This is a genomic window from Sphingomonas sp. PP-CC-3A-396 (assembly GCF_004343105.1).
GTDB lineage: Bacteria > Pseudomonadota > Alphaproteobacteria > Sphingomonadales > Sphingomonadaceae > Sphingomonas.
Genome location: NZ_SLYF01000006.1, coordinates 51013 through 75375, shown reverse-complemented (window position 1 = coordinate 75375; position 24363 = coordinate 51013). Strand labels below are relative to the sequence as shown.

The 24363-nt window shown below is 65.9% G+C and carries 25 protein-coding genes; 13 read left to right on the top strand and 12 right to left on the bottom strand.

Translation table 11 applies throughout. The features are described 5' to 3' along the window. Window positions 1-16 precede the first annotated feature (16 nt). The 4 genes from hemE to C8J40_RS12755 all read left to right on the top strand — a co-directional run bounded on the left by hemE (window position 17) and on the right by C8J40_RS12755 (window position 3974). Window positions 17-1036, top strand: coding sequence for a uroporphyrinogen decarboxylase (gene hemE, locus C8J40_RS12770; RefSeq protein ID WP_207901229.1), 1020 nt, complete (start codon window positions 17-19; stop codon window positions 1034-1036). Beyond that, window positions 1033-1494, top strand: a complete 462-nt coding sequence (locus tag C8J40_RS12765) for a CopD family protein (RefSeq protein ID WP_132897341.1) — start codon at window positions 1033-1035, stop codon at window positions 1492-1494. The genes hemE and C8J40_RS12765 overlap by 4 nt, the downstream gene beginning before the upstream one ends. Window positions 1495-1767: 273 nt before the next feature. Beyond that, window positions 1768-3024, top strand: a complete 1257-nt coding sequence (rho, locus tag C8J40_RS12760; protein ID WP_031395107.1) for a transcription termination factor Rho — start codon at window positions 1768-1770, stop codon at window positions 3022-3024. A 230-nt stretch (window positions 3025-3254) separates the two neighbouring features. Continuing rightward, window positions 3255-3974, top strand: a complete 720-nt coding sequence (locus C8J40_RS12755) for a TerC family protein (protein WP_207901228.1) — start codon at window positions 3255-3257, stop codon at window positions 3972-3974. A gap of 114 nt (window positions 3975-4088) precedes the next feature. Here the strand turns inward: C8J40_RS12755 and C8J40_RS12750 are convergent, their stop codons facing one another. Together C8J40_RS12750 and C8J40_RS12745 are read right to left on the bottom strand one after the other, a co-directional pair. Next, window positions 4089-4790 (bottom strand): dienelactone hydrolase family protein, encoded by a 702-nt coding sequence (locus C8J40_RS12750; protein ID WP_132897340.1) that lies wholly within the window; start codon window positions 4788-4790, stop codon window positions 4089-4091. Further along, window positions 4787-5299: a methylated-DNA--[protein]-cysteine S-methyltransferase gene (locus C8J40_RS12745; protein WP_243693368.1), complete on the bottom strand. Its 513-nt coding sequence runs from the start codon at window positions 5297-5299 to the stop codon at window positions 4787-4789. The genes C8J40_RS12750 and C8J40_RS12745 overlap by 4 nt, the downstream gene beginning before the upstream one ends. A gap of 14 nt (window positions 5300-5313) precedes the next feature. On the opposite strand from C8J40_RS12745, the gene C8J40_RS12740 reads away from it, so the two are divergent. From C8J40_RS12740 to C8J40_RS12715, 6 genes are read left to right on the top strand one after another with little or no spacing between them, the layout of a single operon-like run. Then, window positions 5314-5547 carry a DUF6489 family protein gene (locus tag C8J40_RS12740; protein WP_132897339.1) on the top strand — a complete coding sequence of 78 codons (234 nt, stop codon included), beginning with the start codon at window positions 5314-5316 and terminating at the stop codon, window positions 5545-5547. 7 nt (window positions 5548-5554) lie between these two features. Further along, window positions 5555-6832, top strand: a complete 1278-nt coding sequence (gene mnmE, locus C8J40_RS12735; protein ID WP_132897338.1) for a tRNA uridine-5-carboxymethylaminomethyl(34) synthesis GTPase MnmE — start codon at window positions 5555-5557, stop codon at window positions 6830-6832. A gap of 54 nt (window positions 6833-6886) precedes the next feature. Further along, on the top strand, window positions 6887-8722 hold the full coding sequence (gene mnmG, locus C8J40_RS12730) for a tRNA uridine-5-carboxymethylaminomethyl(34) synthesis enzyme MnmG (protein WP_132897337.1): 1836 nt from the start codon (window positions 6887-6889) through the stop codon (window positions 8720-8722). Next, window positions 8719-9339: a 16S rRNA (guanine(527)-N(7))-methyltransferase RsmG gene (gene rsmG, locus C8J40_RS12725; protein WP_132734925.1), complete on the top strand. Its 621-nt coding sequence runs from the start codon at window positions 8719-8721 to the stop codon at window positions 9337-9339. The genes mnmG and rsmG overlap by 4 nt, the downstream gene beginning before the upstream one ends. Next, complete coding sequence (locus C8J40_RS12720; RefSeq protein WP_056487592.1) at window positions 9336-10118, top strand: AAA family ATPase; 783 nt, start codon at window positions 9336-9338, stop codon at window positions 10116-10118. The genes rsmG and C8J40_RS12720 overlap by 4 nt, the downstream gene beginning before the upstream one ends. After that, window positions 10115-11017, top strand: a complete 903-nt coding sequence (locus C8J40_RS12715; RefSeq protein ID WP_132897336.1) for a ParB/RepB/Spo0J family partition protein — start codon at window positions 10115-10117, stop codon at window positions 11015-11017. Before C8J40_RS12720 ends, C8J40_RS12715 begins: the two co-directional genes overlap by 4 nt. A 280-nt stretch (window positions 11018-11297) precedes the next feature. On the opposite strand, the gene holA is transcribed toward C8J40_RS12715, so the two are convergent. The 4 genes from holA to C8J40_RS12695 are packed head-to-tail and all read right to left on the bottom strand — an operon-like array spanning window position 11298 to window position 15872. Further along, on the bottom strand, window positions 11298-12317 hold the full coding sequence (gene holA, locus C8J40_RS12710) for a DNA polymerase III subunit delta (protein ID WP_132897335.1): 1020 nt from the start codon (window positions 12315-12317) through the stop codon (window positions 11298-11300). Beyond that, a complete protein-coding gene (lptE, locus tag C8J40_RS12705; protein WP_132897334.1) occupies window positions 12314-12844 on the bottom strand; it encodes an LPS assembly lipoprotein LptE in 531 nt (176 codons plus the stop codon). Before lptE ends, holA begins: the two co-directional genes overlap by 4 nt. Then, on the bottom strand, window positions 12841-15429 hold the full coding sequence (gene leuS / locus C8J40_RS12700; RefSeq protein WP_132897333.1) for a leucine--tRNA ligase: 2589 nt from the start codon (window positions 15427-15429) through the stop codon (window positions 12841-12843). The genes lptE and leuS overlap by 4 nt, the downstream gene beginning before the upstream one ends. Window positions 15430-15440: 11 nt before the next feature. Further along, window positions 15441-15872 carry a DUF3576 domain-containing protein gene (locus tag C8J40_RS12695; protein WP_056053843.1) on the bottom strand — a complete coding sequence of 144 codons (432 nt, stop codon included), beginning with the start codon at window positions 15870-15872 and terminating at the stop codon, window positions 15441-15443. A 291-nt stretch (window positions 15873-16163) separates the two neighbouring features. Between C8J40_RS12695 and C8J40_RS12690 the strand changes: the two genes are divergently transcribed. Continuing rightward, a complete protein-coding gene (locus C8J40_RS12690; protein ID WP_207901222.1) occupies window positions 16164-16871 on the top strand; it encodes a hypothetical protein in 708 nt (235 codons plus the stop codon). Window positions 16872-17172: 301 nt separating this feature from the next. Here the strand turns inward: C8J40_RS12690 and C8J40_RS12685 are convergent, their stop codons facing one another. Beyond that, window positions 17173-17691, bottom strand: coding sequence for a thiamine phosphate synthase (locus tag C8J40_RS12685; protein WP_243693367.1), 519 nt, complete (start codon window positions 17689-17691; stop codon window positions 17173-17175). A gap of 22 nt (window positions 17692-17713) precedes the next feature. Here C8J40_RS12685 and C8J40_RS12680 point away from each other — a divergent pair, with 22 nt between their 5' ends. Together C8J40_RS12680 and C8J40_RS12675 are read left to right on the top strand one after the other, a co-directional pair. Further along, a complete protein-coding gene (locus C8J40_RS12680) occupies window positions 17714-18388 on the top strand; it encodes a YggS family pyridoxal phosphate-dependent enzyme (protein WP_132897332.1) in 675 nt (224 codons plus the stop codon). After that, entirely contained in the window at window positions 18385-19059 is a 675-nt protein-coding gene (locus C8J40_RS12675; RefSeq protein ID WP_132897331.1) for an HAD family phosphatase, read from the top strand. The genes C8J40_RS12680 and C8J40_RS12675 overlap by 4 nt, the downstream gene beginning before the upstream one ends. A gap of 213 nt (window positions 19060-19272) precedes the next feature. Here the strand turns inward: C8J40_RS12675 and C8J40_RS12670 are convergent, their stop codons facing one another. From C8J40_RS12670 to C8J40_RS12650, 5 genes are all read right to left on the bottom strand, one after another. Further along, the gene (locus C8J40_RS12670; protein WP_277984527.1) at window positions 19273-19749 is read right to left on the bottom strand and encodes a YdcF family protein; all 477 of its coding nucleotides are present in this window, start codon (window positions 19747-19749) and stop codon (window positions 19273-19275) included. A 56-nt stretch (window positions 19750-19805) separates the two neighbouring features. Beyond that, complete coding sequence (gene ribA, locus C8J40_RS12665) at window positions 19806-20852, bottom strand: GTP cyclohydrolase II (protein ID WP_132897330.1); 1047 nt, start codon at window positions 20850-20852, stop codon at window positions 19806-19808. After that, window positions 20849-21631, bottom strand: a complete 783-nt coding sequence (locus tag C8J40_RS12660; RefSeq protein ID WP_132897329.1) for an exodeoxyribonuclease III — start codon at window positions 21629-21631, stop codon at window positions 20849-20851. The genes ribA and C8J40_RS12660 overlap by 4 nt, the downstream gene beginning before the upstream one ends. A 348-nt stretch (window positions 21632-21979) precedes the next feature. Continuing rightward, window positions 21980-22609, bottom strand: coding sequence for an outer membrane lipoprotein carrier protein LolA (locus C8J40_RS12655; RefSeq protein ID WP_132897538.1), 630 nt, complete (start codon window positions 22607-22609; stop codon window positions 21980-21982). Window positions 22610-22814: 205 nt separating this feature from the next. Then, on the bottom strand, window positions 22815-24200 hold the full coding sequence (locus C8J40_RS12650; RefSeq protein WP_132897328.1) for a carbohydrate porin: 1386 nt from the start codon (window positions 24198-24200) through the stop codon (window positions 22815-22817). Window positions 24201-24363: the final 163 nt, after the last annotated feature.

Sequence of the window (24363 nt, the reverse complement as noted above, 5' to 3'; positions counted from 1 at the left end):
CCCCAACTCGCCTCCCATCAAGCCTCTCCTGGCGACTCTTCGCGGAGAGCGTCAGGTCGTACCGCCGCTGTGGCTCATGCGGCAGGCGGGGCGGTATCTCCCCGAGTATCGCGAACTGCGCGCCGAGAAGGGTGGCTTCCTCGCGCTCGCGACCGATCCCGACGCGGCGGCCGAGGTGACGCTCCAGCCGATCCGTCGGTTCGGGTTCGACGGATCCATCCTGTTCTCGGATATCCTGATGATCCCGTGGGCGCTTGGGCAGGATTTGAGCTTCGGGGTCGGCGAGGGGCCACGGCTCGAACCGGCGCTGGTCGACCATGTGCTCGATCGGTTGCAGCCGGTGATGGGGCGGCTGGAGCCGGTCTACGGCACCGTCGCGAAGGTCGCGGCTGCCTTGCCTCCCGAGACGACGTTCCTGGGCTTTGCGGGGTCTCCCTGGACGGTCGCGACGTATATGGTGGCGGGGAAGGGCTCGAAGGATCAGTCGGAGACGCGGCGTTTCGCGTATCGCGACCCCGAGGCGTTCGGTGCGATCATCAATGCGATCGCCGACAACACCGTCGAGTATCTCGCGCGGCAGGTCGAGGCGGGCGTCGACGTGGTGCAGCTGTTCGACAGCTGGTCGGGGTCGCTATCGCCCGCGCAGTTCGAGCGCTGGGTGATCGCGCCGACCGCGTCGATCGTCGAGCGCCTCCACGCGCGTTGCCCCGGCGTGCCGATCATCGGCTTTCCGAAGGGGGCAGGGGGCAAGTTGCCGGCGTATGCGCGCGAAACGGGGGTCGATGCGATCGGGCTGGACGAGACGGTCGATCCGGTCTGGGCGCACGCGTCGCTGCCTGCGGACATGCCGGTGCAGGGCAATCTCGATCCGCTGGCGCTGATCGCAGGCGGGGCGGATCTCGACGCGGCGATCGACCGGATCCTCGCGGCGTTCGTCGAGCGTCCGCACGTCTTCAACCTCGGCCACGGCATCCTGCCCGACACGCCCATCGCGCATGTCGAGCAGCTGATCGCCCGCGTAAGGAGCACGACATGAGCGGATTTCTCGGCGCTGCGTACGACTGGGTGAAGGCGGCACATCTGATCTTCGTGATCTTCTGGATGGCGGGGCTGTTCATGCTACCGCGCTACCTCGTCTATCATCAGGAGGCGCTGGCGGCCGGTAACAGGACCGAGGCGGCGAACTGGGTCGAGCGCGAGAGCAAGATCCGCCACATCATCCTGACGCCGGCGATGATCGTCGTCTGGGTGCTGGGAATCGCGCTGGCGCTGAACCTGGGGCTGGCGGACGGCGCGCCGGGGCTGGGGTGGTTGCACCTGAAGCTGGTGCTGGTGCTGCTGTTGTCGGGCTATCACGGCTGGGCAGTCGGCTATGCGAAGAAGCTCGCCGCGGGGAAGCCGACACTGGCGGGGAAGCAGTTGCGGATGCTCAATGAGGTGCCTGCGTTGGCGGTCACGCTGATCGTCGTGCTGGTGATCGTCAAGCCGTTCTAAGTCCCACGTCATCCTGGACTTGATCCAGGATCCAGAGCGGCGGACGATACCGTTTGTGGCTCTGGATCCTGGGTCGAGCCCAGGATGACGGCTGGGGCGGCGGTCCCGTCCCCGCTTGACTAACCCGCCCCCCAATTCTAACCCCTTCTCCCAACACGGCCTCCTGGCGTCCTGCCCGGTCGTGGGTTCCAGCAGACTCGTCTCGCCCAGTTCCGCTTCCCAAGCGCACCGCCGACCGAGCGTTCTCCCGTTGATTGCTATCCGGAAATCCCCATGCATCTCAAAGACCTGAAGAAAAAGAAACCCGCCGAGCTGGTCCAGCTGGCCGAGGAACTGGGGGTCGAGAGCGCCTCGACGCTGCGCAAGCAGGACCTGCTGTTCGCGATCCTGAAGGTCCAGGCGGACAATGGCGACCAGATCATGGGGCTCGGCACGATCGAAGTGCTGCCCGACGGCTTCGGCTTCCTGCGCTCGCCGGAATCGAATTATCTTGCTGGTCCGGACGACATCTACATCTCGCCGAACCAGGTGCGGAAGTTCGGTTTGCGCACCGGTGACACGGTCGAGGGCGAGATTCGTGGGCCGAAGGATGGCGAACGCTATTTCTCGCTGGTGAAGCTCACCGCGGTCAATTTCGACGACCCCGACGTCGTCCGCCACCGCGTCAATTTCGACAACCTCACGCCGCTCTACCCCGAGAGCAAGCTGACGCTCGATCCGGCCGACCCGACCGTCAAGGACAAGTCGGCACGCGTGATCGACATCGTCTCGCCGCAGGGCAAGGGCCAGCGCACGCTGATCGTTGCGCCGCCGCGCGTCGGCAAGACGGTCATGTTGCAGAACATGGCCAAGGCGATCACCGACAACCACCCCGAGGTGTTCCTAATCGTCCTGCTGATCGACGAGCGCCCCGAGGAAGTCACTGACATGCAGCGCAGCGTGAAGGGCGAGGTGGTCAGCTCGACCTTCGACGAACCCGCGCAGCGCCACGTCCAAGTCGCCGAGATGGTGATCGAAAAGGCCAAGCGCCTGGTTGAGCACAAGAAGGACGTCGTGATCCTGCTCGACTCGATCACGCGTCTGGGTCGTGCCTACAACACCGTCGTGCCGTCGTCGGGCAAGGTCCTGACCGGCGGTGTCGATGCGAACGCGCTGCAGCGTCCAAAGCGCTTCTTCGGTGCCGCGCGCAACATCGAGGAGGGCGGTTCGCTCTCGATCATCGCCACCGCGCTGATCGATACCGGCAGCCGCATGGACGAGGTGATCTTCGAGGAGTTCAAGGGCACCGGCAACTCGGAAATCGTGCTTGATCGCAAGGTCGCGGACAAGCGCATCTTCCCGGCGCTCGACGTCGGCAAGTCGGGTACCCGCAAGGAAGAGCTGCTGGTCGACAAGGCCAAGCTCAGCAAGATGTGGGTCCTGCGCCGCATCCTCATGCAGATGGGCACGATCGACGCGATGGAGTTCCTGCTCGACAAGATGAAGGATTCGAAGACCAACGAGAATTTCTTCGATTCCATGAATCAGTGATCGAATGCGGCCCGCTGCACGCTGCAGCGGGACTCGCATCGATCCGGCCGGCGGGGCAGGGCCCTGACCGACGACATGGGCTTTGCCCATGTCCGCCAAGCAGACCAAAGCGGCACGCGAGAGCATGGCTTTCGCGTGCCGTTTCGCTATTAAACGCCCTATAATCCGTCACCATCGCTCGCCGCTGGTGACTCACGTCACCGGGAGCTGACATCTTGAGTATCATCGCCATGCTGGCCACCGCCGCATCGGGAGTAGCCGGACCCGGCTCGCCGCTGGAGATCTGGCAGCACATAGTCGCAGATTTCTCCAACCTCGGCGATCCGAAGGCGCTCGCCGCGTTCGGATCGGTCCTGATGATCGACCTCGTCCTGGCGGGCGACAACGCGATCGTCGTCGGCGCCCTCGCCGCTGGTCTCCCCGCCGACCAGCGCAAGAAGGTCATCCTGATCGGCATCGGCGCGGCGCTGGTGCTGCGCATCTTCTTCGCGTTGATCGTGACATGGCTGATGGGCATCGTCGGCCTGATCTTCGCGGGCGGCCTGCTGCTGCTCTGGGTAAGCTGGAAGTTCTGGCGCGAAATCCGCGAGGGCGCGGAGAACGCCGGATCCGAGGAAATCCAGGGCGACGAGCGCTCAGGTATCCGCTCGTCGAAGGGCTTTGCCAGCGCGGCCTGGGCCGTCGCCGTCGCCGATGTCTCGATGAGCCTTGACAACGTCCTGGCGGTCGCTGGCGCGGCGCGTGAGCATCCCGGAATCCTCGTTATCGGCCTGCTGCTGTCGGTCGCGATGATGGGTCTGGCGGCGAACTACATCGCGCGCGTCATCAACAAGTATCGCTGGATCGCGTATATCGGCCTCGCAGTGATTCTCGTGGTCGCGCTGAAGATGATCTACGAGGGCTGGGTCGGCACCGGCGAGACGCTCGGGATCATCTCGCTGCTGCGCTGATCGCGGCTCGGCTGGAATAAAAAAAAGGCCTCGCCGGGATCGTCCGGCGAGGCCTTTTTCATGTCTGTCGTCAGCACCCCGTCACCCCGGAACAAGGGGACGGGGAGGGTGTGGTCAGCCCAGATTCTCCGCGAAGAACTTGGCCGTACGCTCGTCCGCCAGCTTGGCAGACGCATCTGAGCGACGCTCGCCGAACTCGGTCGCGAAGCCGTGGTCCTCGCCCGCGTAATCGTAGATCGTCACCTTGGGGTGATCGTCGAGCCCCGCGTGCATCGCCGCCTGCGCGTCCTTGTCGACGAAGTGATCCTCCTCCGGCACGTGCAGCAGCACCGGGTGTGCGATCGCGTGCTTTTCGCCGAGCAGGCCGTCGATCCCGACGCCGTAATAGCCGACGCTGGCATCGACGTCGGTGCGTGCCGCGGTCATGAAGGCGAGGCGCCCACCGAGGCAGTAGCCGACCACGCCGACCTTGGCGTCGTCACCGAGTTCCGACCGGACCGCGCGGATGCTCGCCTCGATATCGGCGATACCCTTGTCCTGGTCGAACTGGCCCATCAGTTCGAGCGCACGGTCGAACTCGGGCTTGATGTCCGGATCGAGCTCGATGGCGGGCTCCAGCCGCCAGAACAGGTCGGGGGCGATCGCGAGATAGCCGGCCTCGGCGAGCGTATCGCACTTGCGGCGGATCCCGGCGTTCACGCCGAAGATCTCCTGGATCACGACGATCGCGGCCTTTGGCGTGCCTGCCGGCGTCGCGCGATACGCGGTGAATTCGCCATCGCCCGCGAGCGTGGCGATCTTGGTAGTGTTCGTCATAACAGTCCTCCTGGCGGCCGCTCATGGTCGAGCAGCCGGGATTTGGTGATCGGGCCATCCCCCGCGGAGTACGCACCAAGCGCTCCGCCGGCTCCAAGGATTCGGTGGCAGGGGACGATGATCGGAAAAGGATTGCGTGCACACGCCTGGCCGATCGCGCGAGGGCTGGAGCCGATTGCCTTGGCGAGCGCGCCGTAGTTGGCCGTGGTGCCATAGGCGATGTCGACGATCGCCTGGCGAAGGTCGGCACCGCGCGGGGTAGGGGAGAGCGCGAGGGGCAGGTCGAACTCGGTCAGCCGTCCGGCGAAATACGCGTCGATCTGGCGGAGTGCTTCGAGGATCGCGGGCGCGTCGCTGGTCGAACCATCCTCCACGCCGATATCGATCGCGTCGATCCGGTCCCCGGTGCCGGTCACGCGGACCAGACCGATAGGCGTTGCGATCGAGGCGGCATCGCGCGCATACATTCCAACGCTATGCAGCGCCGCGATGGACCGCTCAAGCGTCATCGAGGGTGCGCCACATGAAGATGAATATCGAGATCGAATGCACCCCCGAAGAGGCGCGTCGCGCGGTTGGGCTGCCCGACCTGACGCCGATCCACGATCGCTATATCGCGATGATGATGGAGGCGATCCCGGACGGCCAGATGAAGCCGGAAATGCTCGAATCGATGTTCCGCGGGTGGCAACCGATGGGCGAGGCGGGGATGGCGATGTGGAAGCGCCTGTTCGACAGCGCGACGAAAAGCGGCTGAGTTTCCCGTGAAGACGATTTTCGCGGTATCGAGCGGACGACCGCCAGCGGCGATCGCCGTCGTTCGGGTGAGCGGCCCGCAGGCGTTCGCCGCGGCCGATGCGCTGGCGGGACCCTTGCCGGCGCCGCGCCATGCCAGCCTCCGGGGACTGCGGGACACCGATGGGGCGTTGCTAGATCGAGCGCTGGTGATCGTGTTTCCGGGACCGGCGACGGCGACCGGCGAAGACCTGGTCGAGTTTCATTGCCACGGCGGTCGTGCGGTCATCGCTGCGGTCGAGCGTGTGTTGTCGGGGATGCCTGGCTTGCGACATGCCGAGCCGGGCGAGTTCACGCGTCGCGCGCTGACCAATGGCCGCATCGACCTGACCGAAGCCGAAGGGCTTGCCGATCTTCTCGAAGCCGAGACCGAGAGCCAGCGTGTCGCTGCGATGACCGCGGCGGAAGGTCGCGTCAGCCAAGCCGTCCGCGGCTGGATGGACTCGGTCGCGATGCTGTCCGCGCGGGTCGAGGCTATGCTGGACTTTGCCGACGAGGACGATGTCGCGAGTGATACTGCCGCGTTCGACGCGATCGTATCCGAGATTGATGCGCTCGCCGCGCAGATCGAGGCGGTGGTCAACGCCCCGCCGGTGGAGCGGCTGAAGGATGGGCTACGGGTCGTCATTGGTGGCCCACCCAACAGTGGCAAGTCGACGTTGCTCAACCTGCTCGGCCAGCGCGATGCGGCGATCGTCTCGCCAATCTCGGGAACGACGCGCGACCGGATCGACGTGCCGGTGACGCGGAACGGTGTCGCCTATGTGCTGACCGACACCGCGGGTTTGATCGACACGCTCGACCCGATCGAGGCGATCGGCGTCAGGCGTGCTGAGGGTGCACTTGCCGCGGCGGATATCGTGATTTGGCTGGCCGATACCGCGCCGCCCCGTGGGGATGCGATTTGGATTCATGCGCGCGCGGATCTGCCGGGGCGGGGAGAACTGCCCTTCGGTCGGACATTGGCGGTCTCGCAAAACGACCAGGGATCGCTCGATTCACTGTGGGATGAACTGCATCGGCGAGGGATTGCGATGCTGCCACGTGGCGATAAGATCGCATTGAAGCAGCATCAGCGTCGGCAGTGTGCTGCGGCGGTCGAGGCTCTTCGGTATCGAAGCTCCGATGCGCTTATCGTCGCGGAACACCTTCGACAGGCTCGCGCGATTCTTGCTGGCGTGCTTGGGCTGGACGCGACGGGGGAGATGCTCGACGCGCTGTTCGGGCGTTTCTGCATCGGGAAGTGATGTTCCACGTGGAACATCTTTGACGCGTCGGTCGCGGCGTTCTACGGCCGTGACATGTTCGATGTAGTGGTGGTTGGCGGTGGCCATGCCGGAACCGAAGCCGCAGCCGCGGCGGCGCGCAGGGGCGCGCGTACTGCGCTCGTGTCGTTCGACGCTGCGCATATTGGCGCGATGTCGTGCAATCCGGCGATCGGCGGGCTCGGTAAGGGGCACATGGTTCGCGAGGTCGATGCGTTCGACGGGCTGATCGGGGGCGCGGCCGATGCTGCCGCAATCCATTATCGTATGCTCAATCGGAGCAAGGGATCGGCGGTTCAGGGGCCTCGGGTTCAGGCGGATCGCCGTCTTTATTCGGGAGCGATCCAGGCGATGCTGGCAGCCACGGAAGGGCTGTCGATCGTGGAGGGCGAGGCGACGGCGTTGCACTTCGACGGTAATCGCGTGGCTGGAGTAGTGTTGGCGGATGGCGCGATCGTGGCGGCACGAGCGGTCGTGCTGGCGACCGGCACGTTCCTGGGCGGACGTATCTTCCGAGGTGACGATCGCGAGGAAGGGGGACGGATCGGCGAGCGTGCTGCCAAGCCACTCGCGGACCAGTTGCGCGCTCGGAACCTGCCGATGGCGCGGCTGAAGACGGGGACGCCACCGCGGCTCGACGGTCGCACGATAGACTGGGCCGCGCTTGCCGAGCAGCCGTCGGACCTCGATCCCTGGACGATGTCGCCGATGACTCGGGGCCGTCCATTGCCCCAGATCGCCTGTGCCATCACGCGTACGACTGATCGGACGCATGCGATCATCCGCGAGGCATTCCACCGGTCGCCGCTGTTCACCGGCGCGATCGAGGCGGCGGGGCCGCGTTACTGTCCGTCGATCGAGGACAAGGTGCATCGGTTCGGCGACCGGGACGGGCATCAGGTTTTCCTCGAACCCGAGGGGCTCGACGATGGAACGGTCTATCCGAACGGGTTGTCGACGTCGCTGCCGGTCGAGGTTCAGGCGGCGATGCTTGCCAGCATTCCTGGGCTTGAGCGCGTTACGATGACGATGCCGGGTTATGCGGTCGAGTATGACTATATCGATCCGCGTGCGCTCGATACTCGGCTTGCGCTCGGTGCGATCGAGGGCGTGTTCTGCGCGGGGCAGATCAACGGCACGACGGGGTATGAGGAAGCGGCGGGGCAGGGGCTGGTCGCCGGGCTCAATGCGGCGGCGTATGCTTGCGATCTGGCGCCGGTGATACTTGATCGCGCTTCGAGCTATCTTGGGGTGATGATCGACGACCTCACGCTGCAAGGGGTGACCGAGCCGTATCGGATGCTGACCGCGCGGGCGGAGTTCCGGTTGTCGTTGCGTGCGGATAATGCGGAGACGCGGCTGGGCGGAATTGCGGAGGCGGCTGGGTGTCTTGGACCTGAGCGGTTGGCGCATCAGCATGCATTGGCCAAGGATCGTGCTCGTTTCCGCTCGGCACTCGACTGCGAGCGGACTGCGACCCATGTGGCCGATCAGGGTGTTGCGATCGGTCGGGATGGCGCGCGGCGGACTGCGTTCGACTGGCTTCGGTTCGAGGGGGTAACGCTCGCGCATGTCGCGCCGGACGCTGCTGAAGGCATCCCGGTGGCGGTCGTTGACGAAGTGTTAGAGGACGCGCGCTACGCTCCGTATATCGAGCGGCAGGCGCAGGAGGTCGCGCGGTTGCGGGCGGACGAGGCGATCCGTTTGCCGGAGGATCTCGCCTATGACCGCGTGCCGGGCCTTTCGAACGAGATGATCGATCGCCTGAGTGCGGCGCGGCCAACTTCGCTGGCCGCGGCCGCGCGGGTGCGGGGGATCACACCGGCGGCGTTGTCCGCGGTATTATTGCATACGAAACGAGTGCCAGCATGACCGAAGACGACGCACAGAGCTGGACGACCGAGCGGTTCGGGGCAGAGGCGACCGAGCGCTTGAACGCGTTTGTGGCGATGGTCGTCGAGGAAGCGCCGCACCAGAACCTGATCGCACCGTCGACGATCCCGACGATCTGGGATCGGCATGTGGTGGATTCGCTTCAGTTGGTTGCGCTTGCGGGGGCGGATACGTCGGCGAAGCGATGGCTCGATATCGGCACCGGCGGGGGGTTTCCCGGTATGGTCGTCGCGCTGGTTCGCGAGGGGCCGGTCGATCTGGTCGAGCCGCGTCGTCGACGTGCGGACTTCCTCCAGCTGTGTGTCGCTCGGCTTGGGCTTGGCGAGCAGGTCCGGGTTCACGCATCGAAAGTCGAGAATGCGACCGCGGATGCGTCGATCATTTCCGCTCGCGCGGTGGCATCATTGCAAAACCTTTTGCGTGGCGCGGCGCACTGCGCCACAACGGAGACGCGGTGGTTGCTTCCTCGGGGGCGTTTCGACGAGGAGGAGCTGGCCGCGCTCAAGCAGCATTGGCGGTTTATGTTCCACGTGGAACAAAGCGTCACGAACCCGGAGTCGTCGATCGTGGTTCTGGATCGGGTAAGCGCGCGATGATCACCATCGCGGTCGCCAATCAAAAGGGTGGGGTGGGCAAGACCACCAGCGCCATCAACCTCGCGACGGCGTTGGCCGCCACAGGCATGCGTGTGCTGCTGGTCGATCTCGATCCGCAGGGCAACGCGTCGACCGGGCTCGGCATCGGCCATTCGCAGCGCGAACGGTCGAGCTACGACGTGCTGGTCGGTGAGACGTCGATCGAGGAAGCGGTGGTGCATACGCGCGTGCCGCGGCTCGATATCGTCCCGGCGACGGTCGACCTGTCGGGCGCGGAGATCGAACTGGTCGATTTCGATGCGCGCACGCACCGGCTCGATCGCGCGGTGAAGGCGGCGCAGGGGCCGTGGGATATCGCGCTGATCGATTGCCCGCCGTCGCTGGGGCTGCTGACGATCAACGCGATGGTCGCGGCGGACTCGCTGCTGGTGCCGCTGCAATGCGAATTTTTCGCGCTTGAGGGGTTGTCGCAGTTGTTGAGTACGGTCGAGCGCATCCGCCAGCGGTTCAATCCGGGTCTGTCGATTTTGGGCGTGGCGCTGACAATGTTCGATCGGCGGAACCGGTTGACCGACCAGGTCTCGGCGGACGTCCGCGCGGTTCTCGGCAAAGTGGTGTTCGAGACGGTGATCCCGCGCAACGTGCGGCTGTCGGAGGCGCCAAGCCACGGGTTGCCCGCGCTGATCTACGATCACCGGTGTTCGGGGTCGCAGGCGTATATTGCGCTGGCGCGTGAGCTTATCGGGCGGCTTCCGGCAACTGCGCAGGTTGCGGCATGAGCGACGGTAACAAACGCGGCCGGCCGGGGCTGGGCAGGGGCCTTAACGCTCTACTTGGTGAGATGGCGCGCGAGACGCCGGTATCGGCCGATGGTGCGGCGCAGCAATCGTCGGGTGTGCGGATGCTCCCGGTCAGTTCGCTGTCGCCGCATCCCGATCAGCCGCGCCGGCATTTCGACGAGGCTATGCTCGACGAGCTGGCCGCGTCGATCGCGTCGCGCGGGCTGATCCAGCCGATCGTGGTCCGGCCGCATGGGCATGATTTCCAGATCGTCGCGGGCGAGCGGCGCTGGCGGGCGGCACAGCGCGCGCGGCTGCACGAGGTGCCGGTCGTCGTTCGCGACTTCGACGATGCCGAGACGCTCGAGATCGCGCTGATCGAGAACATCCAGCGCGAGGACCTCAACGCGATCGAAGAGGCGCAGGCCTATCAGCGGCTGGCGGGCGAATATGGGCATACTCAGGAGGTGCTCGCCAAGATCGTCCACAAGTCGCGCAGTCATGTTGCGAACCTGCTGCGGTTGCTGGAGTTGCCGGCGCAGGTGCAGTCTCAGGTGGTCGATGGGTCGCTGTCGATGGGGCATGCTCGGGCGTTGCTGGGGTCGCCGGATGTGGAGTCGCTGGCGGATCAGGTCGTGTCGCGGGGCCTGTCGGTGCGCGAGACCGAGAAGCTGGCGCGCGATGCGAAGCCTGGGCGGAACCGTGGCGGCGGTGGTGGTTCGTCCGAGCCTCGGGTGCAGGATGCGGATATTGCGGCGTTGGAGCGGCAGTTGGCGGACTTGTTGGGGTTGCAGGTCCGGGTGGCGCATACTGAGACGGGCGGGACGTTGACGTTGAATTACTCGACGTTGGACCAGCTTGATATGGTTTGCCAGCGGCTGACGGGTGGGGCGATCTAAGGCGCGGGCCTGATCCAATCGCACCCCGCCCGTTCGTGCTGAGCGAAGTGGAAGCACCTACGTACCGGACCATCCTTCGACTTCGCTCAGGACGAACGGGTTGAGGGGGTGAATGGAGGATCACTAATTTCCGTCATCCCGGCGGAAGCCGGGACCCACGGTTGCGGTGCGCTTCATGAGCCAACGTCCCGCGTCCATGGGTCCCGGCGTGCGCCGGGATGACGGAAGGTGGGGAGGTCGGAAAGAGGGAAGCGGAGGCAGACGCAGATGCGGTTGCGCGTTAGTTTCGCCGTGCGATCGCCTGGGAGAGCGCCACTACGGCCGCCTCCGCCACCACACTGCCAGCATTCCCCGATGCCATGATCGCGCGCTCGGCGGATCGGACGCGCTGGATCGCCGTCGCGAGCATTACCGGTGACCAGCGGCGTAGCGATCGCGCGGTGCTGGCCTCTTCCTTGAAGAACACCCTGTGGCGTTTCATCACCGCGTCGACCGCTTCGCCGCGGTCGATTTCGCCGCGCATGTCGGCGAGCGCGATCAGGCGGCGGACGAGTTGGCGGAGCCACGGGATCGGTGAGGTGCCGGCTTCTTCGAGCACGGCGAGTTCGGCGCCGAGATCGTCGACCCGGCCTTCGATCACTGCATCGATCGCACGGCTCATTTCCGCATCGCCGAGGTCTGCACCGACCGCATCTAGCGCATGGTGATCGAGGTCCGCGGGGCGATCGGGCGCGGCATCAAGGTACAAAGCGAGCTTCTCGATCTCTCGCGAAATGACGGCGCGGTCGCCTCCCGTCGTATCGACCAGGCGGCGGGCGACGCCGGGGGCGGGGCGTAGGCCGTTCTCGCTCGCGATCGTCGTCGCGAGGCGTTCGGCGTCCTGCGCGGTCGGGGCGTAGCAGGCGAACGCCATCGCGCGGGGGGAGTCGATCGCCAGCTTGACGATCTTGGCGGTCGATTTGACGGTCGGAGCGATCGCGACGACCGGGTTGCCGACGCGTTCGGCCGCGAGGAGGTTGGTGAAGGCTTCGAGGCTTTCCTCGCCTACCGAGGCGACGCGGACGAACCGGGCACCTGCGAACAACGATAGCGACGCGGCTTCGTCGGTCAGCCGGCCGGGATCGCTCTTGAGCGTCGAGCCGTCGAGATCGACGCGTTCGGCATCCGCGCCCATCGCCTTGGCGAGGACGCGGGCGAGATCGCTTGCGCCGGCCTCGTCGGGGCCGTGGAGCAGGTACAGGCGGATGTCACCGCCCGGCTTGGCCAGCGCACCGCGGATCTGGCCGGCGCTGGCCTTCACTTGGCGGGCGGAGTGGCCTGCGCCGCGGCGACCGCAGGCGTGTTGCGTGCGTACAGCGCAACGCGCGCGACGATCTGGTCGGCGACGATCTGCGACAGGCGTTCGAGGGCGGTGTTCTCGGCTGCGATCGTCGCATATTCCGAGCGGACGACGTCGATGCCCGCATCCGAGCCTGCGGTCGCATCGAGCAGCACCGAATTGTCGCCGATCCGCACGAGCTGATAGCGCGCGCGCAACGTACGGCGTTCGCGCGAGACGCTGTCATCGGTGCGGACGCCGAGGCCGCTGATCGCATCGTCGAGGCGGATGTCGATCCGGTAGAGCGCGGGCGCGCCGTTCGACGGCAGGCGGTCGCGCAGCGCGGTGGCCATCAGCCAGCCGTTTTTGCCCGCGATCGGGGCGATCTCGACCTGGCCGAGCGCGCCCGCGACAGGACCGCTGCTGCCGCCTGCATAGAGCGGATGCAGGCCGCAGCCGGACAGTGCGGGCGCCAGCGCGAGCGCGCCGAGGATCGCTAGGCGCTTCATGCGACGATGTTCACGAGTCGGTCGGGCACGACGATCACTTTCCGGGGCGGCTTGCCCTCGAGCAGGCGGACGATCTTTTCGGAGGCGAGCGCGGCGGCTTCGACCTCGTCCTTTGGCGCGCCCTTGGGGAAGACGAGCGTGTCGCGCAGCTTGCCGTTGACCTGCACCGCGATCGTGACTTCGTCGTCGACCAGCATCGCCGGATCGACGATCGGCCATGCGGCGTCGGCGATCAGGCCGTCGTTGCCTGCGGTCGCCCAGGCTTCCTCGGCAACGTGGGGGACCATCGGGCTGACGAGCAACAGCAAGGTGCGGACGGCCTGTTCGCGGTCTGCGGAGGGCGCGGCCTTCTCGATCGCACTGCACAGGGAGTAGAGTCGCGCAACCGCCTTGTTGAACTGCAAGGCGTTGATATCGCTCTCGATACCGACGGTCGTACGGTGGCAGAGCTTGCGCAGGGCGACGTCTTCGCCTTCGGCCTTGGCGGCATCATCGGACTCTATCAGGCGCCAGAGACGCTGAACGAACCGCCACGCGCCTTCGATGCCGGATTCGCTCCAGGGGAGATCGCGCTCGGGCGGCGAGTCGGAGAGCACGAACCAGCGCACCGCGTCGGCGCCATACTGGTCGACGATCGGCTCGGGATCGACGGTGTTCTTCTTCGACTTCGACATCTTCGTCACGCGGCCGACCGTCACAGGGCCTCCGGTCGCGATCTCGATATACCCCGCGTCGGTCTTGCGGACCTCGTCGGGAGACAGCCACTTCGTCTTCACCGGCGCGTCGCTCGAATCGTGGTCGTCGGTGTCGGCCTCCGGCTGCGCGTCGCCGGCGTCGCCTCGGCTATAGGTCTCGTGCGTCACCATCCCTTGCGTGAACAGCCCGGCGAACGGCTCGGCGATGTCGAGCATGCCGATATGCTTCAGCGCGCGCGTCCAGAACCGCGCGTAGAGCAGGTGCAGGATCGCGTGCTCTACGCCGCCGATATACTGGTTGACCGGCAGCCACTTCTCCGCGCCCGTCCGGTCGAACGGCTTGGCGTCCGGCTGGCTGGCGAAGCGGATGAAATACCACGACGAATCGACGAACGTGTCGAGCGTATCGGTCTCGCGCCGCGCGTTCGCACCGCAGGACGGGCAGGGGACGTGCTTCCAGGTCGGGTGGCGATCGAGCGGGTTGCCGGGGATGTCGAAGCTGACGTCCTCGGGCAGGACGATCGGCAGCTGGTCCTTGGGCACCGGTACCGCGCCGCACGCGTCGCAGTGGATGATCGGGATCGGCGTGCCCCAGTAACGCTGGCGGCTGACGCCCCAGTCGCGCAGGCGGAACACGGTCGTGCCCTTGCCCCAGCCTTCGCCCTCGGCGCGCTCGATCACGACGCGCTTAGCGTCCTCGATGTCCATGCCGTCGAGGAAGTGCGAGTTCACGATCGTGCCGGCGCCGGTCCAGGCGGTGTCGCCGACGAACACGGGGGCCTCGTCATCGCCTTCGCTGACGACACGCTTGACGGGCAGGTCGTATTTGCGCGCGAAATCGAGATCGCGCTGGTCGTGCGCGGGCACGCCGAACACCGCGCCGGTGCCGTATTCCATCAGCACGAAGTTGGCGATGTAGACGGGGAGGTGCCACGTCTTGTCGAGCGGATGCACCGCGCGGAGGCCGGTGTCGAAGCCGAGCTTTTCCTGCGTATCGAGTTCCGCCGCGGTGGTGCCGCCACGCTTGCACAGTTCGATGAAGGCCGCGGCGTCGGGGTTCGTTTCGGCGATGGCGCGCGCGATCGGGTGATCGGCGGCGACCGCGACGAAGCTGGAGCCGAACATCGTGTCCGGGCGGGTGGTGAAGACGTCGACCGAGCCGATGCCGGTCGCGTTGCCCGCCAGTGCGAACTTGAACTGCAGGCCCTGGCTGCGGCCGATCCAGTTTTCCTGCATCAGCTTGACCTTGTCGGGCCAATGCTCGAGAGCGCCCAACCCGTCGACCAGTTCGTCGGCGAAGTCGGTGATCTTCAGGAACCACTGCGACAGCTTGCGCCGCTCGACCAGCGCGCCCGAACGCCAGCCGCGGCCGTCGATCACCTGCTCGTTGGCGAGCACGGTCATGTCGACCGGGTCCCAGTTTACCGCCGATTCCTTGCGGTACACGAGCCCCGCCGCGAACAGGTCGAGGAACAGCGCCTGCTCATGGCCGTAATATTCAGGCTCGCAGGTCGCGAGCTCGCGCGTCCAGTCGAGCGCGAAGCCCAGCCGCTTCAGCTGCGCCTTCATCGTCGCGATGTTGGCGCGCGTCCAATTGCCCGGATGCACGCCCTTTTCCATCGCCGCGTTCTCGGCGGGCATGCCGAACGCGTCCCAGCCCATCGGATGGAGCACTTCCATGCCCTTCATCCGACGGAACCGCGCGAGCACGTCGCCCATCGTGTAGTTCCGGACATGCCCCATGTGGATGCGCCCCGACGGATAGGGAAACATCTCGAGCACGTACGAGCGCGGCTTGGTCGACAGGTCGTCGGCGGCGAACGTCTTGCGCTCGTCCCAGACCTTCTGCCACGCCGCGTCCGCCTTCAACGCATTGAAACGCGACGCCATTATATCAGTCCTCAGCCCGCGATCGAGGCGCGGCGCAGGTCGCGGGCCTTGGTCAGGATGATGTCTTCCAGCTTCTGCGTGGTCGCGGCCTGCACCGGCGACGAGACCCACTGGCCGTTGCGATTGACTTCGCGGAGGGCAGCGACGCGCAGCGCATCGGCGCGCAGATCCTGGTCGAGGATCGAGACCGTCACCTTCATGCGCTCGGTCGGCGTCTGCGGATTGATGTACCAGTCGGTGACGATCACGCCGCCGTTGGAGTCGGTCTGGAGCAACGGCATGAAGCCCAAAGTGTCGAGGCTTGCGCGCCAGAGGTAGCTGTTCACGCCGATCGTCGTGATCTTCGACGCGGCGAGATCCGCCTTGGGACGCGCCGATCCGCCGCCGCAAGCGACGAGAGGCAGGGCAAACAGCACGACTGCGATACGCGAGCGGCGGAACATGGGCATCATCCTGGCAAGAAAATCAGTCCTTGCTCTACAGGCGTGCCCGCGCGCCCGCAAGCAGACGCCCGCATGCGTGAGAGGCGGGGCGTCGAACGGCCGATCCCCCTCTCGATATGCCCGTTTCGGTAGCGCTAACGCGGCGACATGTGTGCTGATTGCAACACTGTCGGACAATTCGGCGACGAAGGGTGGGAATGCGCGGTTCTGCGGCCTTTGCTGTGGATCAATTCATGTTAGATGCTGTTTAACAGGATCCGATTACGGGATTCGAAGGACAGATTCGTTGTGATGACGCGTGGGGGAATATTCGGGGTGGTTGCCGGGGCGCTTGTCGCCACCGCCGCAATCGTCGCGCCCGCCTTCGGCGCCAGCGAACAGCCCGCCCGAATTGCCAAGCATAACGTCGCCGCGGTTCGCGGTATCGGATCATTCACGCCAGCTGCCGCCGACCCCCGCCTTGCCGCGATGTTCGCGCGCGGTGGCTTCGACGCCGGCAGCTTCCGTTTTACGCCGGCCGAAACGCGCCAGGATAATCGCGCGGTGACCGTTGCGGTCCGTGCGCAGACCAACCGCGGCATCGCCAACACGGCCAGCCTCGCATCGACCACGCCGACCGTCGGGATCGCACCGATCGCGTATAATCTCGGCATGTCCGTTGGCTGGAAGCGGTTCGCGATTTCCGGCGACGTGAACAAGCTCGATCTCGGTGGTCTGCCGGGTAGTCGCGAAGCCGCCGATCTGGCGGTAAGCTACAGCGCCAAGCGGTTCAGCGGCACGGTGAAGGCGGCGGCGGATCGTCCGCTGGCGAATGCACCGCGACTCGTCGAGGATGCGCCGAGCTACTCGGTCGATCTGGGTGGTTCGTACGCGTTGACGCGTAGCCTCGCGGTCACCGCCGGCGTGCGTTACCGTTCGGACCGCGAGCGCTTCGTCAAGGTCGACGACGACCGCCGCGACAGCCAAGCCGTCTATCTGGGCACCGCCTTCCGCTTCTAAGGTTTGGCAGGCTTTGCCGTGGTTGCGGCGTAAACCTGCTTACTCGTTCTCAACCATCGTCGCCTCTGGCATCTCTGCTTCTCCCGTTGGGAGAGGGAACGTGGCCGCGGCCGCTTGGTCGTAGGAATGATGAGGCTGATCTGAACCCAGACGATTCGAAGCACCTTCCACAATTCGTCACCCTAGCGAACGCTAGGGTCTCTCTCGAAACAGATGACGCTAGCCTCAGGGACGAGATCCCAGCTTTCGCTGGGATGACGGGGTGGGGGGTGTCTTGCCCCAATAGCGGGAGCGCGCAGGACTAGCGGAGCCACGCATCGATTGCAGCCCAGCCGTGAAACCCGAATCGCTGGATCCGCCGCCACCGCAGCGCGTCCATTCCACCCAACGCGATCACCGGTACTCCAACCCCACGGGCGATCCGCATCGCCCGCGCCGGACCCAGCCCAGCCGCCTCTGCATGCGACCGCGTGGCATAGACCGGCGACACGAACAGCGCGTCCGCCTTGGCGCGCTGCCCGGCGAGCGCTTCGGTACGCGTATGCGCCGGCCAGGTCCTGATGCCGCGCGTCCTCGCCCGACCATGCACGCCGTCCGCCCGCATCGAAGACACCCCCGCGACGACGACGATCAATCGCCGCGCCTGCGCCAGTCGTAGAACCCGCCGTAGCAATTCCCGTCGCTCGCCCGCTGGCGTTGCATAATGCCGAAACACCACGCCCGATCTGGGCGGCAACCGTCTCAGCGCCAGCCATAAAGCGTCACCCATCCGCTCGTCGGTCATCAGCCAGCGTGTGGGAATGGGGTTACGGCGGGCCACGCCGCTGCCTATAGCGCGCGGCATGATAGCTGACGACACCACGCCGCTCGCATCCATCCGTACCCGGATCGCCAAGGCCGCCGAGATTGCCGATCGCCGGATTACAGACGTGACGTTGATCGCGGTCTCCAAGACGCATCCGGTCGAGGCAATCGAACCGCTGCTCGTCGAAGGCCAGCGCGTGTTCGGCGAAAACCGTGTGCAGGAAGCCTTCGAGAAATGGCCGGCGTTGCGCGAGAAGTATCCCGACGTCGAACTGCACCTGATCGGCCAGCTTCAGTCGAACAAGGCGGCCGATGCGGTGGCGCTGTTCGAGTGCATCCATGCGGTCGATCGCCCGTCGCTGGTCACCGCGCTGGGGAAGGCGATTGAGACAAGCGATCGTCGGCCGGACTGCTTCCTCCAGGTCAATATCGGCGACGAACCGCAAAAGGGGGGCTGCGCGATTGCCGACCTGCCCGCGCTGGTCGAGCAGGCGCGCGCTGCCGGCCTGCCGATCGCCGGGCTGATGTGCCTGCCGCCCGCCGATATCGAGCCGGCGCCGTATTTCGCGTTGCTCGCCAAGCTCGCGCGCGATCACGGGCTGACCGGTCTCAGCATGGGCATGTCCGACGACTTCGAGACCGCGGTGACGATCGGCGCGACTCACGTCCGGATCGGCAGCGCGCTGTTCGGCGCGCGGGGGACGGGCGCATGAGCATTCCGGTTCGGTTCGACGCGCTGCTATTCGACTTCGACGGCGTCCTGATCGACAGCGAAGCGGTCGGAAACCGCCACATTGCGGAGTGGCTCACTGCGGCGGGTCACCCCACCACCGCAGACGAGTCGATGGCGAACTTCATGGGGCTTGCCGGCCCGCAGTTCATCGACGCAATCGAGCGCTGGATCGACCGGCCGCTGCCCGAGGACTTCTACGCCGCGCGCAAAGCCGAGGACGCGCGCGTGATGGCGGCCGGTGTCGACGCGATCGAGGGCGCGGTGGCGTTCGTCCGGTCGCTGCCGGCCGATCTGCCCAAGGCGATCGTGTCTTCGAGCCCGGTCCCGTGGATTGCGCGGCATCTGGAGCATATCGGGCTGCGCGATGCGTTCGGCGACCATCTCTACAGCGGCCGCGAGCATGTGACGAATGGCAAGCCTGCGCCGGATCTGTACCTGTTCGGCGCACAGAAACTGGGCGTGGATATCGCGCGGACGGCGATCCTCGAAGACTCGCCGGTGGGTGCGACCGGCGCGGTGGCGTCGGGGGGCTATGTCATCGGTCTGTCGGCGGGATCGCATTGTAATGCCGAGCATGGCGCCCGCCTGAAGGCAATCGGCGTCGATGCGCTGGCGGAGAGCTTCGACGACGTCGCGCGGTTGCTAGGATAGGCTAGATCTCGGTTCTTGAAGTCAGGGACAAGCCAGCCGGTATTCCGCTCCGATGATGACTACACCTCCCCGGCGAAGGCCGGGGTCCAGTTGCGGAACGGGAATAACGTGGGACGGACCTTCGTTACATCGGCCTTCCCAACTGGACCCCGGCCTTCGCCGGGGAGGTGCTCGCTCGAGGGATACGCAAACTCAACGCGTCCGCAGCGACCGCTAGCCCCGCCTCCAACGCCAGATCGCGCCGATCCCCGCGACCAAGTCATACGGGATCGCCGCCGCCTCCCGCGTCCGCATCTTGAGCTGGTATCGCCGGCTCCCGCCATGCGGCACGTGGATCACGCTCGCGGGCATGCCGAGCATCGCGAACAGCATGCGGATCCGTGGCTGATGATAGCCGTCGGTGCAGATCATGCACTGCGCATAATGCCCCGCCCGCGCGAACGCGGTCGCCGCGACCACGCTCTGCAACGTATCGATACTCGCCTCGTCGAGATGGATTCGCGACCGATCGACCGTCTCCGCCAGCACATCCGCCATCACCGACGCCTCGGACGGCCCATGCGCACCCTTCGCGCCCGAGCAGAACAGGTCCGCATCGACATAGCGCGCCGCCGCCGCCGCCGCGAACGCGATCCGCCGCGCGAGCGTCGGGCTCGGGCTCCCGTCAGGACGCACCGCCGCACCGAACACGACGATCAGGCGACGCGAGGGCGGGGGTGGCGGCGGCGGCGAAGGCGGGCTCTCGTTCAGAACTGATGCCCCGTGCGATCGCGCTTGGTCGCCAGATACTGCGCGTTGTGCGGGTTGGCGGGCAGCGAATGCGGCACGCGCTCGATCACCGTGACGCCCGCCGCCTCCAGCCCCGCGACCTTGGCCGGATTGTTCGTCAGCAGCCGCAGCTCGCGCTGGCCGAGCAACGCCAGCATCCGCGCCGCCACGCCGAAATCGCGCGCATCGACCGCAAAGCCGAGCCGCGTGTTCGCATCGACCGTATCGTATCCCTGGTCCTGCAACGCATAGGCGCGCAGCTTGTTGACCAGCCCGATGCCGCGCCCTTCCTGCCGCAGATACAACAGGATACCCCAGCCGCTCTGCTGGATCGCGTGGATCGCGGCGTGCAGCTGCGGCCCACAATCGCACTTCAGGCTGCCGAGCACGTCGCCGGTCAGACACTCGCTGTGGAGGCGGACCAGCGGCGGCTGGCCGTTGGGCTGGCCGATCAGCAGCGCGATATGCTCGTCCGCGCTCTCAGGCGAGCGGAACGCGACGATCTCCGCATCCTCCGCGCCCGCGACCGGGAGGCGCGCGCGGGCCGCGAGCGTCAGTCGTGTCGCGTCCTCGTGCGCTTCTATGTCCGCGCGCGCGATCCGAACCTCGGGCTCGCCGGTGCCGAGGAAGAAAGCGGGTAACAACCCGGCAATCCGCGCGAGCCGCAACGCCGCCGCCGCCGCGTCTGGATCGGTCAGCGCGACCGTCTGGAACGGCCCCTTCATGGGAGTCGCCAGATCGAATTGCGGATCCGCCAACGCGGTCGCGGCGGCGAAATCGATCCACGGCGCCCGATCGACCAGCACCGGCTCGGTCGGATCGGCGGCGGCCAGTTGGTTTGCGAGCTTCAGCGTCGCAGCTCGCCCCGACGAGATCAGCACGCCGCCATTTCCTTTCGGATCGAACGCGGCCAACCGGTCGGCATCCGCCGTTTCAACCGCCAGCAGCACCAGCCCGTCGATCGCGATCGGCCAACCGCGCCGGAGCGCATCGACCGCGCGGGCGGCGGCGCGCGGATCACTCAAAACGCGAACTCGGTCATGATCGGCACGTGGTCGGACGGTTTCAGCCAGCTCCGGCAGCGTTCGTAGACGTGGTGCGACACCGCCGCCTCGGCAGCGGTACCCGTCGCCCACATATGATCGAGTCGCCGACCGCGATCCGATGCTTCCCAATCCTTCGCGCGGTAGCTCCACCATGTGAACAACCGCGCGGGGGCGGGATGAAAGCGGCGGCCGAGATCGACCCAGTGGCCCGCCGCCTGCAACTTGCCCAGCGCTTCGACCTCCACGGGTGTGTGGCTGACGACGTCGAGCAACTGCTTGTGGCTCCAGACGTCCGATTCGAGCGGGGCGATGTTGAAGTCGCCGACCAGAATGGTCGGGCCTGGCAGCGTTTCGGACCAGGTCGTCATGCGCTCGATGAAATCGAGCTTCTGGCCGAACTTCGGGTTCACCTCGCGGTTCGGGACATCGCCGCCAGCTGGGACGTAGACGTTCTCGAGCCGCACGCCGTTTTCCAGCCGGACGCCGATATGGCGCGCCTCGCTGTTCGCCTGCCAGTCGAAGCGGTCGTCCTCGACGATCGGGACCCGGCTCAGGATCGCGACACCGTGGTGCATGCGCTGTCCGTGCAGGACGATATGCTCGTAGCCGAGCGCGCGGAACGCTGCCAACGGGAAGTCGCCATCGATGACCTTGGTCTCCTGCAGGCACAGGATGTCGGGTTGCTCGTCACGCAAAAACTGCTCGACGATGGCGATCCGGAAACGGACCGAGTTGATGTTCCAGGAGACGATCTTCACGGCCGCGATGTAGCGTTGCGAGGAGGTGGGGACAAGGAAGCGTCTGGGGGCTTCGGAAGAAGGGAGAAGGCGCCATCGGCGAAGCCGCTGTCGTCGACCGAGCCCTGAGAAGAGTGGGGCCCGTCGGCCGCGCTCGAGCGAGTCAGGCAAATCTTTTTGCCTGCCGCTCTACGCGAAAGACCCTCGCTCCGGGGGCATGGAGCGAGGGCCAACTCAGCGTTCGTCACGCAGGCAGACTGTGGGGAAACCATCCGGGCAACAGGGGGAAAAATCCCGAATGCCTCACATCCGCGAGCCACTCATTAGGGTGCGAAACCTGTCGCTGGCATGAATGACCAGAAAGTTTTGTTACTTTCTTCCACCCACGGTGCGTGGGTCGTTCCAGCGGAAGGTGTTGTCGCTAACGGCTCCGCCGAATTTCTGGTTGGTCAGGCGGATCGTTGTCCGGTTGTTCTGGCTGTCGAGCGCGACCCAGCCCTGCAGCATCAGTCCGCCCGGCGCGCCCGCGTTGCGCACGAACACCAGCGTGATCCGACCATATTCGGGGTGCTTGGGATCGTTCGCCTCGACCGACACAATCCGCTGGTCATAGCCAGGGACGAGCTTGGCATAGCGGGTGATGTCACGGGTCGGATCGAGCAGCACGCCCAACGGCGAATTCTTGATCGGCCAACGCTGCACCTGCTTCACCGAATAATCGATGAAGGTCAGCGCGCCGCCCTCCGCGACGATCAGGATGGGCACGCCCTTCTCGTACTGGAAGCGCAGCTTGCCGGGCTTTTTCAGCGTCAGCACGCCGGTCAGGACCTTGCCGTTGCGATCCGCCTGCGAGAAACTGGCGGTCATCGTCTCGACGGACTGCAGATGCTTCTGCACCGCGGCCAGATCGCCGGTAGCCTGCGCGGCGATTGGCGCGGGTATGGCGGCAACCGAGAGAGCGGCGATCGTCGCGATCACCGCGGGGCGGGAATTGAACATCATAATCTCCTTGGAACGCGGACGATTGCCCGCCCGCGCTTGAACCGCCACTGAATTCGATCTGCGGCCACCACACAACCGCATCCGTCATCCTGACGAAAGTCAGGACCCAGGATCAAGCCGGGCAGCGGGTGTTACTCGGGATCCTGACTTTCGTCAGGATGACGGGGGCGGAGGGCCGGCGGCATGTAAAGTCGATCGTCCGTTACAGCGTGATCGCAGCCTTCATCCCGAGCACGCCGACGTCGTTCGCGTCATGCACCCCGCCAGGATTGTGGATGAACTGCACGTTCGGCCGCAATTCGAGCCACCGCGTCGGGTGGACGCTATAGTAGATTTCCGACGCATACTCCGCATCCTGTACCGCTGGCCGCGTCGGATCGAGTTCCTGCCCCTTCGCGACGCGCCCGTTCACGTTGGTCCGCGCCACGCCGAAGCCGAGGATGTCGCCCGGCCGCCATGGCACCAGCCCCTTGTAGAACAGCCCAGCCGCGATCTGGTTGTCAGTGGTCGAGGTCGCGCGATCGGCCTGCGTCGCGTTGAGGAAAACGCTGAGCCCGGTCACCGACTTGCCGTCCTTCGAGGTGCCGGTGATCTGCTGCTGAAGATTGAAATATACGCCGTAGCGCGCGTTGTGGCGGAGCGGCGCCATTCCGGTGATCGCGATCGGCTGGCGGTTCACGTCGTAGAATACGTCATCCCCGTTCGATGTGTTGACCCAGCCGCCAACCTTGTACGCGCCCACGCGGCCATCGTTGTCGCCGCGATGCCATTCGGCCTCGACCGGGATCAGCGCGCCGGTCGCGCCGTGGAACCGGCCGATCACGAAGTCCTTTTCGAGATTACGCGGGCTCACCTCGTAGGCGGCGGTCTTAAGCGTGAGATGGTCGTTGACGTCGTAGCGCAGCCGCGCACCCCATTGCCCGACCGGCCAGTTCTGCCAGTAATCGCCGACCAGGTTGCCCGGCTGCGCACCGCAAAAGCTGAGGTTCTGGAAATAGCACGAGAACACCGCGAAATCTTCGCCGGGGTTGGTGCGGCCGATCTTCAGTTCGAGCTTTTCGCCAAGCGTCTGCTCGTACCAGAATTGCGTCAGGCGCAGCGTCTGGCCGCGGCCGTAAACCTCCTGCACCTGTTGCAGCACGCCCAGATTGGCGTCCGCGCCCAGATCGCGACCGCGGCGATAGGTGAGGGTGGCCTGGAACGCGCCGCCCTTTAGCCCGACGATCTTGTCGAGATCGAGCAATACGCCAACGTCGAACTGCCCCGTCTCGCGCCACAGTTTCCGATCGCCGCCCGCGAAATTATACCCGCTTTCCGAGGCATAGCGCGCGCTGACGCCGATCCCGCGGTCCGCTAGGCGTCTGCGGATGTCGAACCAGTCCGCGAACAGGCCGGGCGGCGGGGTGCGCTGCGTATCCGCGGTCAGCGCGGATGGCGACAGATCGCTGTCACGGCGGACACCTGAACGGGGGCGGTGCTGGGTATCTGTGCTGGTACTGCCCGGAGTCTGCTTCGGGATATCCTGTGCCGAAACCTGCCCGGACACGGCAAGCGCCAATGCCCCCGCACACAACCGCCGATACCCCATCACGCCCACCTGTTATTCGTAACTTATATCAGCTCCGTATATCGGCCGTCGGTGGTTCGAAACCCTTGTCCGCGCGGGAAAGTTGGTGGCGGGCGGCCCCCTCCTAGTTCTCCCGCGAAGGCGGGAGCCCAGGGTTCCAAACGACATCGTTCGTGGCTCCTGG